Here is a 17,720-nt window from a genome sequence, read left to right as displayed (position 1 = left end):
TTAACTGAGAAAATAGACATGACACAATTTGCTATGGTATTTCCCGGACAGGGTTCTCAGTCTTTAGGTATGTTAGCGGCACTGGCTGAGGAAAATCAGCTAGTTGAGCAGACATTCGCTGAAGCATCGGAAGCATTGGGTTACGATCTTTGGGCACTAGTACAAAATGGGCCAGAAGAAGAATTAAATAAAACATGGCAGACTCAGCCCGCATTGTTAGCTGCATCCGTGGCTATCTTCCGTATTTGGAAAGACAAAAATGGTGCGATGCCAGCGATTATGGCGGGTCATAGCTTAGGTGAATACTCCGCGTTGGTTTGCGCAGGGGTTATTGATTTTAAACAAGCAATTAAACTTGTTGAATTACGTGGCAAATTAATGCAAGAAGCTGTTCCTGAAGGGACGGGTGCGATGTATGCCATTATCGGTTTAGATAACGAATCCATTGAAAAAGCTTGTCAAGAATCTGCACAAGGCCAAGTTGTTTCTCCGGTTAATTTTAATTCACCTGGGCAAGTCGTTATCGCCGGTGAAAAAGCTGCAGTAGAACGTGCAGGGGCTGCATGTAAAGAAGCAGGAGCAAAACGTGCATTGCCGTTATCTGTGAGTGTTCCTTCTCACTGTGCATTAATGAAGCCTGCTGCTGATAAATTAGCCGATGCGTTAGAAAAAATTGATTTTTGTGAGCCAGACTATCCAGTTATCAACAATGTTGATGTTAAAATAGAGCAATCGGCGCAAAATATTCGTGATGCTTTAGTCCGTCAGCTGTATAATCCAGTCCGTTGGACGGAAACAGTAGAATTGATGGCAGATCAAGGTGTTGAACACCTTATCGAAGTAGGGCCGGGTAAAGTATTGACTGGTCTTACCAAGCGAATTGTCTCTAATTTAACTGCCGTAGCAATCAATGATCCTGTATCATTGAGCACTGCTTTAGAAAATAGCTGAGGAAGACATGGGCTTTGAAGGAAAAATTGCACTGGTAACAGGTGCTAGCCGTGGGATAGGTAAAGCGATAGCTTTAACCTTAATCGCACGCGGTGCAACTGTTATTGGGACAGCAACAAGCGAAAAAGGCGCAGAAGCTATTACCGCTTACCTTGATGGTAAAGGTAAAGGTTTAGCGTTAAACGTGACTGATGCAGCATCAATCGAAGAAACTTTGACCAAGATCCGTAAAGAATTTGGTGAAATTGACATTTTGATTAATAATGCAGGTATCACACGTGATAACCTATTGATGCGTATGAAAGATGATGAATGGCAAGATGTTATTGACACCAATCTTTCATCCGTTTACCGTTTGTCTAAATCCGTTTTGCGTGCCATGATGAAAAAACGTTATGGTCGTATTATTTCTATCGCATCTGTTGTTGGGGTGATGGGAAATGCGGGGCAAACAAACTACGCGGCAGCGAAAGCTGGGCTGATTGGTTTTAGTAAATCATTAGCTCGTGAAATCGCTTCTCGTGGTATTACTGTCAACGTCGTTGCACCTGGTTTTATCGAAACTGATATGACTAAAGCATTGACAGATGAACAGCGTGCAGGCATTTTATCTCAGGTTCCTGCTGATAGACTGGGTGATGCACAAGAAATTGCCAGTGCTGTAGCGTTTTTAGCTTCTGATGAAGCGGCTTACATCACAGGTGAAACATTGCATGTCAATGGTGGCATGTACATGATCTAAAGAAATGATGGAACTATTTGCATTATTAGTGTTATCCAACGCTAAATAATGCAAAATAATGGTTCCAACAGTCGGGATTGGGTTGTATCTTTTCCTGTATTTCATAAACTACGAAAACCATCGCGAAAGCGAGTTTTGATAGGAATTTTAATAGTATGAGCACTATCGAAGAACGCGTTAAGAAAATCATCGTTGAACAACTGGGTGTTGAAGAGAAAGAAGTTGTAAATACAGCTTCATTTGTTGATGACTTGGGCGCTGATTCTCTTGACACAGTTGAGCTGGTTATGGCTCTAGAAGAAGAGTTCGATTGCGAAATCCCTGACGAAGAAGCTGAAAAGATCACAACAGTACAGGCAGCGTTGGATTACGTCGGCAACGCATCTAAATAATTGTACGAAAACTTATCTAGGCGATCACTCGATCGCCTATGTTTCCTTTGTAACTTTTCCCTCCTTGGAGGAAATACGTGTCTAAGCGTCGTGTAGTCGTAACCGGACTGGGCATGTTATCTCCTGTCGGCAACACAGTTGAGTCATCATGGAAAGCTGTTTGTGACGGACAGAGTGGTATCAGCCTAATTGAGCATTTTGATACTATTAACCACGCAACTAAATTTGCTGGCTTAGTAAAAGATTTCAATTACGAAGATTTTGGCATCTCTCGTAAAGATGCGAAAAAAATGGACCCATTTATCCAATACGGCATCGCAGCAGGCTTTCAGGCCTTTAAAGATGCAGGGTTGGAAGTAACAGAAGCCAATGCTACTCGGATTGGTGCAGCGATTGGTTCTGGTATTGGTGGGTTAGGGTTAATTCAGGATAACTGTGAATCTCTATTACACGGTGGTCCTCGAAAAGTTAGCCCATTCTTCGTACCGTCAACCATCATTAATATGGTGGCTGGTCATTTAAGTATTATGTACGGTTTCCGTGGTCCCAGTATTTCTATTGCTACAGCCTGTACATCGGGTGTGCATAATATTGGTCATGCGGCGCGTATGATTGCTTATGGTGATGCAGAAGTAATGGTTGCAGGCGGTGCTGAAAAAGCAACAACCCCGCTTGGTGTTGCGGGTTTTGGCGCAGCAAGAGCGTTATCAACTCGTAATGATGACCCACAAGCAGCAAGTCGCCCTTGGGATAAAGACCGTGATGGTTTTGTTCTTGGTGATGGTGCAGGTATCATTATTCTTGAAGAATATGAACATGCCAAAGCGCGTGGTGCGAAAATTTATGCCGAAATTGCAGGCTTTGGGATGAGCAGTGATGCCTACCATATGACTTCGCCTCCAGAAAATGGGGAAGGCGCAGCGCTTGCAATGGAAAACGCACTGAAAGATGCAGGTATTCAAGCAAGTGACGTAGGGTATATTAATGCTCACGGTACTTCGACACCTGCGGGTGACTTAGCCGAAGCACAGGCTGTTGTGTCTGTATTTGGTGAGGGTACTGATGTACTCGTTAGCTCAACTAAATCCATGACAGGGCATCTTTTAGGTGCAGCGGGTGCTATTGAGTCAATCTTTACCATCTTATCATTGTGTGATCAAACTGTTCCACCAACCATTAATCTGGATAACCCAGATGAAGCATGCAAACTGGACTTTGTCCCAGGTCATGCACGCAAGGTTGAGAACATGGAGTATGCTCTGTGTAACTCATTTGGTTTTGGTGGTACAAACGGTTCATTGATTTTCCGTCGTTATCACGGCGAGTAAATAATCTATCACCGTTATTAATTAGCCCTAGTCGCTGAAAGTGACTAGGGCTTTATTTTGCCCATCTCTTTGCACAGCCATTCGCTTTAGTTTATGATGACTCATCTTGTTTACTGTCTGATTTATCAGCTTTTATTATAAGTATTATCAATGTCATATTGGGTTAATGGGCAAGTTTGCCAGCAAATAAGCGTAACTGATCGTGCAGTCTCTTTTGGGGACGGCTGCTTTACGACCGTACATGTCGTTAATCAGCAAGCTAAAATGTTAGATGAGCACATTGCACGTTTGCAGCATGACAGCCAGCGGTTGAAAATAACTCAGCCTGACTGGGGTATGCTGAAACAGCATTTATTGCATATTTGCGCGCAGCAAGTAGAAGATGAACTGGTGCTAAAGGTGATAATTAGCCGTGGTGCAGGGGGACGGGGTTATAGTTCTAGAGGCTTTAATTCACCAACAGTGATTGTCAGTGTTTCTCCCTTTCCACAAAACTATGTTCAACTACAATGTAAAGGGGCTGCGTTAATCTTAAGTGAGATCCCATTGGCACGTAGCCCATTATTAGCAGGTATGAAACACCTCAACCGGTTAGAGCAAGTTCTTATCAGACAAGAAATTGATGAGTATAACGCGGATGAGGCCATCGTACTTGATACCAACGGCGTTATCGTTGAATGTTGTAGTGCCAATGTCTTTTGGCGAGTTGGTCAAACAGTCTACACCCCAAAATTATCTCATTGTGGTGTGAATGGATTAATGAGACAAAAGATCATAGCACTACTGCAAGATAGTCAGTACCATTTTCAAGAAGTTGAGCGGTTTGCCTCTATTTTGAATTATTGTGATGAAGTGATTATTTGTAATGCATTGATGCCAGTGTTACCTGTACAAAGCATTCAGTTAAGCAAAGGGCAGTCGCCATTACAATTCATGTCGCGTGAATTATTTGAGTATCTCTTTTTGCGCTGCAAAATCTAGTATCTAAAAACTATATCACTATTACCTAAACACTTATTGAAATGGTCAATAAATGAAATTAGCCAAAAAAATCATTCTGATTACTGTGACTCTTACTGCTGTTGTAGCCGTTGCCGTATATTTACAATATCGTCAAGTCATGAACTATGCGAAAACCCCCATTAACTTGACTCAAGAGAAAATTTTAACGGTTCCTACAGGGACCGGGCGAGTTGCATTTGAAGCCTTGCTAGTCAAAGAAAATATGATTGAGCAGGGGAATGAGTTTCAATGGTTATTAAAATTACGGCCGGAACTCGCTCAATTAAAAGCGGGGACATACCGTTTACAACCTGACATGACCGTAGAACAATTATTATCGTTAGTGGTTAGCGGTAAAGAAGCTCAATTTTCTATTCGTTTTATTGAAGGTAACCGATTGAATGATTGGGGTAACATTTTACGTGATGCCCCTTACTTAGAACATACATCGACAGAGATGACACCAGCAGAACTTCATGCGTTTATCGGGTTCAAAGGTGAAGGTACACTAGAAGGGTGGTTATACCCTGACACCTATTTATATACGGCGGGGACAAAAGATACGGAAATTTTAAAGCGTGCATATAAGCGCATGCAAAGTAGCCTTGAAGAAGAATGGCAAGGGCGAGATAGAGACCTACCTTATAAAAATGCTTATGAAATGCTGATTATGGCTTCAATTATTGAAAAAGAAACCGGTGTAGAGAGTGAAAGGTCGCAAGTTGCATCGGTGTTTGTTAATCGTTTGAAGAAAAATATGCGCTTACAAACCGACCCAACAGTTATTTACGGCCTAGGTGATAAGTATGATGGTAAGATTTATCGTAGTGATTTAGACAATTACACACCGTACAATACTTATAAAATTGATGGGTTGCCGCCAACACCGATAGCAATGCCAAGTTTGGCATCAATAAAAGCGGCTGCGCACCCAGCTAAAACGGATTACCTCTATTTTGTCGCAGATGGTAAAGGCGGTCATACTTTTAGTCGCAACTTGAATGAACACAATCGGGCGGTCAAAGTTTATCGCCAATTTGAACAGCAAAAATGATAAAAAAATGAAAAATCAATTTATTGTTATTGAAGGATTAGAAGGTGCAGGCAAAACGACTGCAATCAATACGGTGGTAGATACACTTAATCAGGCGGGTATTACGGATATCGTTTTCACTCGGGAACCGGGTGGGACGCCACTAGCCGAAAAGCTACGAGAGCTGATCAAACAAGGGATTGAAGGCGATAAAGTCACTGATAAAGCTGAGTTATTAATGTTATATGCAGCGCGAGTTCAACTCGTTGAAACAGTGATTAAACCGGCTTTAGCCGCAGGTAAATGGGTTGTTGGTGACCGCCATGATTTGTCATCACAGGCGTACCAAGGCGGCGGAAGGGAAATCGACCACCAGTTAATGAAGTCGTTACGTGATTTGGTACTTGGTGAGTTTAAACCATCATTAACCTTGTATCTTGATTTATCGCCAGAATTGGGCTTACAACGTGCAAGGTCCCGCGGTGAGTTAGATAGAATCGAAAAAGAATCGTTAGCCTTTTTTGAAAGGACCCGTCACCGCTACCTTGAACTGGCAGCGGAAGATGAAACAATACTGACGGTTGATGCGAGCCAAAATATTGAGCAAGTACAATATGATATTCGCCAAACACTGACCCAATGGCTAGCTAAATAATGATAGGCAAAAAGTAAGGTGTTAATAACATGAATTGGTATCCTTGGTTAAATGAACCTTACCGGCAAATTATAGCGAACTATCAAAGTGGGCGAGGGCACCATGCCTTACTACTTCATTCTTTGCCTGGAAATGGGGCCGATGCACTTTGCTATGGTATTAGTCGTTGGCTTATTTGCCAAGAGCGTGAAGGGCTGAAAAGTTGTGGGAAGTGCCATAGCTGCAGATTAATGCTAGCAGGAACACACCCCGATTATCATGTTATTGACGTTGAAAAAGGTAAATCAACGGTCAGTGTTGATGCTGTTAGGAAATTAATTGAAACCTTGAGTAGTCATTCTCAACAAGGTGGCAATAAAGTGGTGTATATTCCTAGAATTGAAGCTTTCACTGATGCTGCGGCGAATGCGTTACTAAAAACGCTGGAAGAGCCTGCAAAAGACACTTATTTTCTATTAAGTAGTGACAAACCAGAGAATTTACTTGCCACAACTCGTAGCCGTTGTTTAAGTCATTTTTTGCCAGCTCCTGAGCCACAAATTGCGTTGTATTGGTTACAAAAACAACAGCCAAATGTAGTTGTTGATCACGCAATAACCGCATTGAAACTTTGTCAAGGTGCTCCAGTAGCCGCTCTGGCTCTGTTAGAAGAACATCTTTGGCAAAAACGGAATGCATTATGCCAAAGTATCTCTACAGCATTACAAACGCGGGATATGCTAAGTTTATTGCCACGATTGAATATTGAAGAAGCTTCAGCTGCCCTAAGTTGGTTATTAACCTTACTTTCCGATGCAGTTAAAGTACAGCAAGGTGCGACAACGTTCTGTATTAACCAAGATCATCTTGCACAAGTTATGCAATTGGCCAGTACCATGAACCGTTCTCAATTATTGGAGGCTTATGAACAGTGGCTACATTGTCGTTATCAATTATTGACAGTTCCTGCGCTTAATCAGGAACTTATTCTGACCAATCAATTATTACAATGGGAAGCCTTATTGGCTTCACCTTCATTTTAAAAAGAGTTAAATATGTTTGTTGTTGATTCACACTGCCATCTCGACTGTTTAGATTATGAAAAATTACACACTAATGTCGATGATGTTATCGCTAAGGCATCGGCTCGTGATGTCCGTTTCATGCTTGCCGTGGCAACAACGCTGCCCGGTTTTGAACAGATGAAAAAGCTCATTGGGTTACGTGACAATATTGCTTTTTCATGTGGTATTCATCCACTTAATTTAGACGAAGGCTATGACTTTGAGCGCTTAGCGCAATTAGCCGCCGGCCCTGAGGTTGTGGCACTGGGTGAGACAGGGCTTGATTACTACTATCAACAAGAGAATGCTGCATTGCAGCAAGAGTCTTTTCGTCAGCATATCCGTATCGGCCGAGCAGTAAATAAACCCGTGATCGTACATACGCGTGCTGCGCAAAAGGATACGCTAACAATTTTACGTGAAGAACAAGTTAGTGAGTGTGGTGGGGTATTACACTGTTTCACTGAAGACAAAGCGACAGCTAGCGAATTGCTCGATTTAGGAATGTATATTTCATTTTCAGGGATTGTGACATTCCGCAATGCTGAACAAATCAGAGAAGCGGCGCGTATTGTGCCCCTAGATAGAATCTTGGTCGAAACAGACTCCCCATATTTGGCCCCAGTACCGCATCGTGGAAAAGAAAATCAGCCTGCATACGTACGTGATGTGGCTGAATACATGGCGGTGCTGAAAGGGGTTAGCGTTGAACAAATGGCTGAAATTACAACACAAAATTTCAATCGTTTATTTCATTTGAATGTTGGCTCGAATAACGGGTAACTTGTTAACAATATATAAACTAACTATTGGATTAGTAAGGGAATTGATATGGCAGAAGAAACAATTTTTAGTAAAATCATTCGTCGCGAAATCCCTGCGGATGTCGTTTACCAAGATGAGCTTGTCACGGCATTTCGTGATATATCGCCACAAGCGCCTTCACATATTTTAATTATCCCCAATAAATTAATCCCCACAGTAAACGATGTGACGGTGGATGACGAACTGGCGTTAGGGCGTTTATTTACGGTGGCAGCTAAAATTGCCAAAGAAGAAGGCATTGCTGAAAATGGCTATCGTTTGATTATGAATTGCAATGAGCATTCTGGACAAGAGGTATTCCATATTCATATGCATTTAGTGGGTGGTCGCCCATTAGGGCCTTTATTGGCTAAATCATAATAGGAAGGGGCTCATACAATGAACCGCATAGTAATACTTGGGCTGATGGCTGTGTTATTAACTGGCTGTTTAAATAACAAACCTCAAGGGTTAGTTTTTAATGAGCAGCAGCGCGTTATTATGGAACCAGCAGTTTTAGCCCAAGGGGTCATTGTTGAGTCCCCCGTGATTAGTGTTGAAAACCACCAAACTGTTGCCACGCTTAGTATGAGTAATTTGCAGCCTGATGCCGTAGAGATTGCGTATCGTTTATATTGGTACGATAAACAAGGGTTGAAGGTGGATACTTCGAGTATCTTACATCAGCAAATTGCAGCGAATTCAACAGAAACTATTCAAGCCATGACCTCCTCATCACGCGCTAGCAATGTGCGTGTCCATGTGTTTTTATCACCTAAGGCCGGAGAAAAACAATGAAACGGATCTTAATGGTTGCGGTAGCAGCTTTAATCTTAGCAGGTTGCCCATCATATCCACCTCAACAGCCGGGAACACAACCACCGATTGTTCCTGTTGAGCCGGATCAACCACCAGAAGTGACACCACCGCCAACGGATGTCGTTCCGACACCGCCAAAACAGCAAACAACTGATTGGGCTGCATCGATAACACCTTTGGTTGGCCAAATGGTTGCTGCGGATGGCGTGGAAAGTGGCAAAGTGTTATTAGTTGATTCAGTGAAAAACAATACGAATGGCTCATTACCTGTACAGACTATTACATCAACAATGGCTAGCGCAGTTGAAAATACCAATCGTTTCAAAGTAGTCCCTCAAAGTGTGGTAAGTTCTGCACGTAAAACATTAGGTTTATCACAAGAAGATAGCTTAGTGACGCGTAGTAAGGCGATTGGTCTAGGGCGTTATGTACAAGCTGATTACGTGATTTACAGTGTTATGTCAGGTTCAAATAAAGATAAGAGCCTTGAAATGCAACTAATGGAAGTGCAAACAGGCGAAATTATTTGGACTGGAAAGCACAGTATTGATTAACAGACAGTCACTTATGACGCTGTTATCTACCTATTTCCCAGAGATTAAATCAAGTCACTGGGAAATAACGCCGTTAACAGGGTTGTCAGGTGGGAGTTATTTATTGCAGTGTGTGCAGTCTAATCGCACACTTCAATTAGTGGCTCGTGCTAATGGTGAGACTCAGTCTTGTCTATATGTGGATCGCCGGAAAGAAGCGCGTATATTAAGACAATTGCAACCATACACATTTGCACCGACTGTCGTTGGTTATAACGCTCAATGGTTATTGTTGGCGTGGTGTGAAGGCTTGCATCCGGGCCCATCCACATTTTTATCCGCTGATTTTCAATGCCAACTAGCAAATACGCTTGCACAATTACACTGCAGCGCACTATTCGGCTACCGCTTGCAACTGCGCGATGAAATTGCGCATTATGGTTATTTGGTTGATACCAAACGTTTGTCACCACGTTGGAAAAAACTACATCGTCATTTCCTCTCTACTGCATTGCCAAAAACGTTGAAGTTGGCCCCTGCACATATGGATGTTCATCCTAAAAATATCATTAGTACTCATACAGGGGAGTTAATGCTATTGGATTGGGAATATGCCGCAAATACTGATATTGCATTTTCGTTAGAAACCTATTTTCAATTTAATAGTCTGACAGATAAACAGCGTCATTTTTTTCTCATGCAATACTGTGATGTGCGAAGTGCTTATCGGGATAAACAACAATTAGCTCAGCACTGCCAGTTATGGGAACCATGGGTAAAATATATGACGTTAATGTGGTATGAAGTGCAGTGGAATAAAAGTCAATTATCGCATTTTTTGGTACACTCGCAGTCATTACGCCACTACTTCGGTTTGTTGGGTTGATAATAAAGTTATCAACGAATAATTTTTGATTTAGTTAAATAAGTGAGGCATGTTATGGGTCCGATAATGCTGGATGTTCAAAGTTATGAATTAGATAACGAAGAGCGCGAAATATTGGCTCACCCATTAGTGGGGGGCTTGATTTTATTTACCCGTAACTTTCATGATGCTGCACAATTACGAGAGCTTGTGCGCCAAATACGTGATGCGTCAAGGCACCGTCTGCTGGTTGCTGTTGACCAAGAAGGTGGGCGAGTACAACGCTTTCGTGATGGTTTTACTGCGCTACCTTCGGCACAGGCTTTTGCTGAGCTAAATAACCCTATGGACGGTGCTAAGTTGGCACAAGAAGCGGGGTGGTTAATGGCAGCAGAAATGATAGCGATGGATATTGACATTAGTTTTGCCCCAGTGTTGGATCTTGGCCATCAAAGTATCGCGATTGGGGAGCGTTCGTTCCATAAAGATCCTGAAATGGCAATGATGATGGCAGAACGTTTTATTAAAGGAATGCACAGTGCGGGGATGAAGACAACAGGGAAACATTTCCCTGGGCATGGTGCAGTTAAAGCTGATTCGCATAAAGAAACACCTCGTGATGACCGTACATTGGAAACTATCCGAGGTAAAGATATGTCGATTTTTAAAGATTTTATCCAACGTGAATTACTTGATGCAATTATGCCAGCGCATGTCATTTACACTCAAGCTGATGAACGCCCTGCGAGTGGTTCGCCATTTTGGTTAAAATCAGTGCTACGGGAACAGCTTGGTTTTAATGGTGTCATTTTCTCTGATGATTTATCGATGGAAGGGGCAGCAATTATGGGGAGCTATCCAGAAAGAGCACAAGCGTCTTTAAATGCTGGGTGTGATATGGTTTTGGTGTGCAATAACCGCGAAGGTGCGGTAAGTGTACTTGATAACTTACCTAAACAGCATGATAGCCAAGCCTCTAAGTTATATCACAGTGGCCGTCAATACAGTTTGACCGAGTTACAAGGGTTGGCTCGTTGGCAAGAAAGTCATCGGCAATTAGTGGATTTACACCAAAGATGGCAAGCACACCGTCAATAACATTAAGGTGAATAAAATATAGCCGGTAAATTAAACTATTTACCGGCTATTTTGCATAAATACGCATTGAAGTGAAAAATAACGACGTATAAGTAGTATGAAAGGGAAGTATAACCACTTTGAAAGTTACCCGTAACGTTATTAATATAATGATTAAATCATCATATTATTATATTAAAAATGTGATGGTAAAGTATCTAGCATAATGGTTACATTCAAAAAAATAATTAATTATTCTATTCATTTAAGCTGTAGTCTTTTAAAGGTTAACTCAAAATAATAATCCATAGTTTATTTGTAATGGATACATATATTGATATTGCTAGGTGTTTTTTCAATATAAACAGCCGGATATTTGTCTTATGTATCACTTTCTTTTGGTGAGAGCGCCTATAAGTAAAAAGAAAGTGATAATAGCTATTAATGATAAAAGTTAAGATAAATTTAAATTAGTGGATAGCTAAATAAAATCGATTAACCCTAATGCTTAAATACTCTTATCTTTTTTGTAATATTATTAACATTAATTCTAATGTATAAAAAAACAGTTTTATTCAAATTTTTCATGTCTAGATAAATTAACAGTAAATTAATTATACAAGTATTAAAAAAATCTATGCATATGAGTTTTTTTTAATCAGTATCTAAAGGTTATTTAGGGGCAATGTCTATTTTTTAACTATTCACGGTGTACTGCGCTATCAAATGTCCCCTTATCTTTATTGTCAATAATGCTTACAGTGATAAATAAACACCAAAACAAGTGTGATCTTAATCACTATTAGTTGGTTTAAATAATGCAACTTATGTAACGTGTTGTGACAGTGATCGTTTTAATTGACGTAAAATTACGTTAGCATCCACATTATGAATTTTTTATGACAATTTAGAGCAATAACTAATCGATTATAAAAATAACAATAAACTGGATGGTGGCGTTTTAAGTTAAATAATGTTCCTTTGATTGAGATAAGCATTTCTCAGACTATGACTCTGCCTATTAAATAAGAAAATAGAAGCACAACATATAGTGGCGTGTGTATTAACGCTTGTTTAAATAATATCTGAAATATTGTTTCTTAACTAAAATTAACGCGGAATTTGAGTAAAGTAATGGTGGTGAATTATTAAAGGCTATTAGGTCTTTACTATAAGTAGAACGCCTTATTTATGGTAATTAAGTAAACACTAATGCAGTGAAATATCTGTATTGAATTTTTTATTTTAAAAATTGACTTATGTGTTTGAAAGGGATGTATCAGTTTGACTTTAAGTAAAGTTGTTTTATTAAGCTAAAAATAAAAATGGTGTTTTGTTGTTCATGGTTACATGAGGCAGCATAAAATTAATTCAAATAATCATTAACTAGGTTAATTTCAATGAAAGTTAAAAATATTGCGCTATTAATGCTTTCTCCTTGCTGTTTAGCAGTCGCAATGGCAAATGCCAGCAATTGGGAAAACACAATTAAAGAAAATTCATTTATTGCGGATTCTGAGTTAGAACTGTCAACTCGTAACATGTGGAAGTACTTAAAAACCGAAAATCGTTTTGATAAAAATGAGCAACGCTATAGAAAACAAGTTGCTAACGCTTGGGGGCAAAACTTCCAAGCTGATTTCAAATCAGGTTATTTTGCTGACGTAATCGGGTTTGATGCTTCTTACTATGGTGGTATTAAACTCGGTGCAAGTAAAGACTTCGCCTCCCGTGCAATTTTATATAACGACGATGGTCACGCTAAAGGCTATAACAAAATCGGACAACGTTATGCGAAAGTAAAATTCGACCTTGACCCTGTTCAATTCCACGGTAAAGCGGGTTGGTTCACACTGAAAAACAAAGGTATTTTTACTAATTCACAACGCCTTTCATTAAACAGTTATAGCGGTTATTACACCAATACAGCAATTGATGACTGGAGCCTAGATTTACTCTATCTCGACAAAAAAGTAATGCGTCGTGATAGTCCAAATATTGATGCTATGTATTTTACTGATGCTAATGGTAAACGACATAAGGTTAATCATGTGATCACTGGTGGTATTAATTACAATACTAAGCCATTGACTGTTCACTATTTCTATGGGCAGGCAGATGATTTATTTCGTCAGCAAGGTCTCGAAGCTAAATATAAGTTAACTTCAGATGTTACGCTTGGAACGCAAATTTACAATCATGAATATGGTAGTGATGGTAAGCGCACCGAAAAAAATGATGCTATCGGTAAGCGTAATTTCGACAAACGAGCATGGCACTATGCAGGAACCGCTGACTGGCGTATTCCAGAATCACCTTGGACACTCCGCGCTGGTTTAACTTACACTCAAGCAAAAAAAGCAAATGGTGTCGGTCAATTCGCACGTAACCCAATTGGTAATACGCGTGGTCGTTTTAACTCGCCAGCATATGCGGATATCGATTACGTTCGTGATGGGGAAACTATGGTCGCGATGGCTGCCGAATATCGTGTAAGTAAAGAGCTTTCTGTTGGTGCTCGTACCAATTACTCAGAATTTAAATATGACGGTGAAAGGTTAAAACAAGGTCAATTGGGTCTGTTCAGCTATTGGAAACCAACTGAAAACCTATCCGTGTCATTGAGCGGAGGTTTAGGTTGGCATCACCGCCAAGAGAACGATTATACAACGCCTAAGCTATATGATGGCCATTCACGCCGTGCGCACTCCTTATCTGGTTCAATGACAACCACTTATCGGTTCAAAATGTAGTTGCCAGCAGAGTGAAATTTACAATAAAAGGTAAGATAAATGAAACATAAAATTGGGCTACTCACACTGTTAATTTCAGGTGCTTTACTGGCCGGTTGTGCTCAGAAAACATCGGATACGGTTAAAGTTCAGGTCATTGGTATCAATGATTTCCATGGCGCACTAAAAGCGCCAGGAGATGGTAAGTTAGGTGGAATAGAATCAATCGCCACCTTAGTAAACCAGTTAAGAGCGCAGAATGATAAAACTATTGTTGTTGGTGCAGGGGATTTAGTTGGTGCAAGCCCATTATTGTCATCGATGTTCTATGATGAGCCTACTATTGAAGCATTAAGTGCAATAGGCATGGAAACCAGTGCAGTTGGTAACCATGAGTTTGACAAAGGCAAAGAAGAGCTATTAAGAAAGCAAAATGGTGGCTGTCATCCAACCGCGGGTTGTGTTGGTAAAGACTCATTTGCAGGTGCCGATTTTAACTATTTAGCGGCTAACGTTATTGTAAAAGAAACAGGTGAAACTCTGTTCCCATCATATTTCATTAAAGAATTTGATGGTATTCCAATGGCGTTTATTGGCCTAACTTTAGAAGGCACACCTGCTATTGTAACGCCAAGCGGTACCGCTGGATTAGAGTTTAAAAACGAAGTTGAAACTATTAATAACCAAGTGAAGCTATTGAAGGCACAAGGTATTAATAGCATCGGTGTTCTGATCCATGAAGGGGCGACACAGCAAGTTGATACGAAAGTTAAAGATATTAACCGTTGTGATAATATCAAAGGCCCAATTGTTGATATTGTAAACCAACTAGATGGCGCTGTAGACTTTGTGGTCAGTGGTCATACGCATCAAGCGTACAATTGTGAAATCAATGGTAAAACCGTGATTTCTGCACAATCAAATGGCGCATTGCTTTCTCAGTTAAATATTGAAATTGATAGAAATACAAAAGATATTGTTAGCATCAATGCGAAAAATATTCCTGTTGAAACAAAACGTTATGAGAAAAACCCAGAGTTAACGACTTTTGTTCAAAGATATGAACAAATTGCGTTACCTATTTCACAACAAGTGATGGGAACTTTGACGGAGAGTTCAGACAAAAAATTATTGCCAGCGGGTGACTCTACATTAGGTAAAATTATCGCTGATGGTCAACTCTATGCCGCTTCAAGTAAAGAAGCTGGTGGTGCGCAAATCGCCTTTATGAATAGTGGTGGTATTCGTGCTGATCTGAAAGCCGGTGAACTGACCTATGGTGATATTTTTACTGTTCAACCATTCTCAAATGTTGTCGTGACTCAATCTTTAACGGGTGAGCAAATCAAACAGGCGTTAGAACAACAATGGGATCGTGCGCGTCCACAAGTAATGCCTGTTTCTAAAGGTTTTTATTACGAATGGGATGATAGCCGACCTGTTGGTGATAAAGTCATTCAAAAATCAATGAAGTTAAATGGTAAACCGTTAGACATGAAAAAAAGCTATCGAGTTGCAGCCAATGAGTTTTTAGCAACGGGTGGTAGCCGATTCAGCGCGTTTAATCAAGGTAAAGACCGCGTTTACAGTGTGCCTGATAACGAAGCATTGATGCATTATTTTAAAGATAACTCACCAGTTTCAGTCCCAACTGATGTACGTATCAAAAAAATTAACTAGTTAAATCGAACGATATAACAACTAAAAACCCGAAGTGTTTAATCTCTTCGGGTTTTTTCTTTGTTTCAGCATTTATCTCGACCCTTTTTCTTTGGGTTAACAATTAACGGTAGCGTCTATATCAAAAACAATGAGATAATAATTCTCATTATCGTTAATTCGTTGTGAACTTAACTGTTTGAACGATCTCAAGCTGATTCGATTCATTCCTCGTTAAAAATGATTTGACGAATGTGATGGTTGTCATAATAATCAACTAAATTGATATGGATCAATATTTGGTATTACCAATTACCCAGTCATGTTATTCTATTTCATTCATAGTGTAAGGCATGGCTAATTAATGTTATCTAAGTTTTTTATCATAAAAGTGCTTAGATAACATTAATATATTTTGTTTCGAGGGATTTATGACCTTATCTCAACCAAAAATCATCGTCGTCGGAGGTGGTGCCGGTGGTTTGGAACTGGCAACACGTTTAGGGCGCAAATTAGGCCGGAAAAAACGAGCACATATCACACTCGTTGACCGTAATCCAAGCCATTTATGGAAGCCATTGTTACATGAAGTTGCTACTGGTTCATTGGATGATGGGGTTGATGCGATTAGCTATCTTGCCCATGCGCGCCATAATGCATTTAATTTCCAGTTAGGTTCATTGACTAATATTGACCGTGATAATAAAAAAATAGTGCTTGGTGAGCTATATGATAAACATGGTGAATTATTAGTTCCTTTACGTGAGCTTGAATATGATATTTTAGTGATGGCACTGGGAAGCAAGTCGAATGATTTTGGTACCCCAGGTGTGAAAGAACATTGTATTTTCTTAGATAATCCACAGCAGGCTCATCGCTTTCATGATGAAATGCTAAACCTGTTCTTACGCTATTCTGTACGTGATAATGCAGAAGAAAAAGTGAATATTGCCATAGTTGGGGGCGGGGCTACAGGTGTTGAGCTATCCGCTGAATTATATAATGCGGTTGAGCAACTCACTAGTTATGGGTTTAAAGGGCTAGATACCGATGCTCTCAATGTTACTCTGATTGAGGCTGGGGAGCGTATTTTACCTGCTTTACCTCCGCGGATCTCTAGCGCTGCGCATCAGGAGTTAAACAAGCTTGGTGTCAATGTATTGACTAAAACTATGGTGACTAGCGCTGATGCTGATGGTTTGAATACTAAACAAGACGGCAAAGTATTTGCTGATCTAATGGTTTGGGCTGCTGGCATCAAAGCGCCGGATTTCATGAAAGACATCGCAGGTTTAGAAACAAATCGTATAAATCAACTGGTAGTTAAGCCTACGTTGCAAACTACACGCGATGATATGATTTTTGCGATTGGCGATTGCGCCTCTTGTGCTAAACCTGAAGGGGGCTTTGTACCGCCAAGGGCGCAGTCTGCACATCAAATGGCAAGTCGTTGTTATGACAATATTTTAGCCATGATGAAAGAAAAACCATTAAAAGATTATGTTTATAAAGACCATGGCTCATTAGTCTCACTATCACGCTTTAGTACCGTGGGCAGTTTGATGGGGAATTTGATGCGTGGAGATATGATGGTCGAAGGGCGTATTGCACGTTTTGTGTATATTTCTTTGTATCGTATGCACCAGATAGCTTTACATGGTTATATCAAAACGGGCTTAATGATGTTAGTAGGGAGTATTAACCGAATTATACGACCCAAGTTGAAATTACACTAGCCGCGATTTGTTAACATATCTAATTGATCTTCATCAAATTTTATGCACCTAGTTATTAATTTGATTAGGTGCATTATTTTTTAATGTGGTTAAAATAACCAATAAAATCAATGATAAAAGAATCATATTGATATCGTATATGAGAGTATTTTTATTTAGTAACGTTAATATTTGTAATAAAAACTATTTAGATCAATTTTAGTTGGTTGGTGATCGATTATATTACAGGCATTACTTATAGAGGTCTAAGTTACTGGTCGTGTATTCAATATAGAGATCATCACAATAGGTAATACTCCCGCTCTATGAATGTGCCGATGATTTTATCATGCATTTCAGGCGACTTCGA

General features: G+C 40.1%; 17 protein-coding genes. All 17 read left to right on the top strand.

What is annotated here, in order from left to right; all coding sequences use genetic code 11:
• Positions 1-18: 18 nt before the first annotated feature.
• Positions 19-951, top strand: coding sequence for an ACP S-malonyltransferase (fabD, locus tag ACPEH5_RS12455; RefSeq protein WP_048607425.1), 933 nt, complete (start codon positions 19-21; stop codon positions 949-951).
• A 7-nt stretch (positions 952-958) separates the two neighbouring features.
• On the top strand, positions 959-1,693 hold the full coding sequence (gene fabG / locus ACPEH5_RS12450) for a 3-oxoacyl-ACP reductase FabG (protein ID WP_048607423.1): 735 nt from the start codon (positions 959-961) through the stop codon (positions 1,691-1,693).
• A gap of 155 nt (positions 1,694-1,848) precedes the next feature.
• Positions 1,849-2,085, top strand: coding sequence for an acyl carrier protein (acpP, locus tag ACPEH5_RS12445; RefSeq protein ID WP_042843441.1), 237 nt, complete (start codon positions 1,849-1,851; stop codon positions 2,083-2,085).
• 77 nt (positions 2,086-2,162) lie between these two features.
• Positions 2,163-3,413: a beta-ketoacyl-ACP synthase II gene (fabF, locus tag ACPEH5_RS12440; RefSeq protein ID WP_042843442.1), complete on the top strand. Its 1,251-nt coding sequence runs from the start codon at positions 2,163-2,165 to the stop codon at positions 3,411-3,413.
• 150 nt (positions 3,414-3,563) lie between these two features.
• Positions 3,564-4,394 (top strand): aminodeoxychorismate lyase, encoded by an 831-nt coding sequence (pabC, locus tag ACPEH5_RS12435; RefSeq protein WP_071548161.1) that lies wholly within the window; start codon positions 3,564-3,566, stop codon positions 4,392-4,394.
• A 52-nt stretch (positions 4,395-4,446) separates the two neighbouring features.
• Positions 4,447-5,469, top strand: a complete 1,023-nt coding sequence (gene mltG / locus ACPEH5_RS12430; RefSeq protein ID WP_042843444.1) for an endolytic transglycosylase MltG — start codon at positions 4,447-4,449, stop codon at positions 5,467-5,469.
• Between the two features lie 7 nt (positions 5,470-5,476).
• Complete coding sequence (gene tmk, locus ACPEH5_RS12425; RefSeq protein WP_042843445.1) at positions 5,477-6,103, top strand: dTMP kinase; 627 nt, start codon at positions 5,477-5,479, stop codon at positions 6,101-6,103.
• Between the two features lie 29 nt (positions 6,104-6,132).
• Positions 6,133-7,125, top strand: a complete 993-nt coding sequence (gene holB, locus ACPEH5_RS12420; RefSeq protein ID WP_272678032.1) for a DNA polymerase III subunit delta' — start codon at positions 6,133-6,135, stop codon at positions 7,123-7,125.
• 12 nt (positions 7,126-7,137) lie between these two features.
• Positions 7,138-7,929, top strand: coding sequence for a metal-dependent hydrolase (locus ACPEH5_RS12415; protein ID WP_042843447.1), 792 nt, complete (start codon positions 7,138-7,140; stop codon positions 7,927-7,929).
• A gap of 48 nt (positions 7,930-7,977) precedes the next feature.
• A complete protein-coding gene (hinT, locus tag ACPEH5_RS12410; RefSeq protein ID WP_042843448.1) occupies positions 7,978-8,331 on the top strand; it encodes a purine nucleoside phosphoramidase in 354 nt (117 codons plus the stop codon).
• Positions 8,332-8,349: 18 nt separating this feature from the next.
• The gene (locus ACPEH5_RS12405; protein ID WP_042843449.1) at positions 8,350-8,748 is read left to right on the top strand and encodes a YcfL family protein; all 399 of its coding nucleotides are present in this window, start codon (positions 8,350-8,352) and stop codon (positions 8,746-8,748) included.
• Positions 8,745-9,323: a penicillin-binding protein activator LpoB gene (lpoB, locus tag ACPEH5_RS12400; RefSeq protein WP_042843451.1), complete on the top strand. Its 579-nt coding sequence runs from the start codon at positions 8,745-8,747 to the stop codon at positions 9,321-9,323. Before ACPEH5_RS12405 ends, lpoB begins: the two co-directional genes overlap by 4 nt.
• Positions 9,324-9,336: 13 nt before the next feature.
• Positions 9,337-10,188, top strand: a complete 852-nt coding sequence (locus tag ACPEH5_RS12395; RefSeq protein WP_281110786.1) for a phosphotransferase — start codon at positions 9,337-9,339, stop codon at positions 10,186-10,188.
• Positions 10,189-10,242: 54 nt separating this feature from the next.
• The gene (nagZ, locus tag ACPEH5_RS12390) at positions 10,243-11,265 is read left to right on the top strand and encodes a beta-N-acetylhexosaminidase (RefSeq protein ID WP_042843453.1); all 1,023 of its coding nucleotides are present in this window, start codon (positions 10,243-10,245) and stop codon (positions 11,263-11,265) included.
• Positions 11,266-12,644: 1,379 nt separating this feature from the next.
• Positions 12,645-13,997, top strand: coding sequence for an OprD family outer membrane porin (locus tag ACPEH5_RS12385; RefSeq protein WP_281110785.1), 1,353 nt, complete (start codon positions 12,645-12,647; stop codon positions 13,995-13,997).
• A 39-nt stretch (positions 13,998-14,036) separates the two neighbouring features.
• Positions 14,037-15,656, top strand: a complete 1,620-nt coding sequence (locus ACPEH5_RS12380) for a bifunctional metallophosphatase/5'-nucleotidase (RefSeq protein ID WP_129466064.1) — start codon at positions 14,037-14,039, stop codon at positions 15,654-15,656.
• 410 nt (positions 15,657-16,066) lie between these two features.
• The gene (locus ACPEH5_RS12375; protein ID WP_042843456.1) at positions 16,067-17,371 is read left to right on the top strand and encodes an NAD(P)/FAD-dependent oxidoreductase; all 1,305 of its coding nucleotides are present in this window, start codon (positions 16,067-16,069) and stop codon (positions 17,369-17,371) included.
• The last annotated feature ends 349 nt before the right edge of the window (positions 17,372-17,720 follow it).

The organism is Providencia sp. NPDC089933 (assembly GCF_049545585.1).
Taxonomy (GTDB): Bacteria; Pseudomonadota; Gammaproteobacteria; order Enterobacterales; family Enterobacteriaceae; genus Providencia; species Providencia huashanensis.
This window is presented reverse-complemented; position numbering and strand designations above follow the sequence as displayed.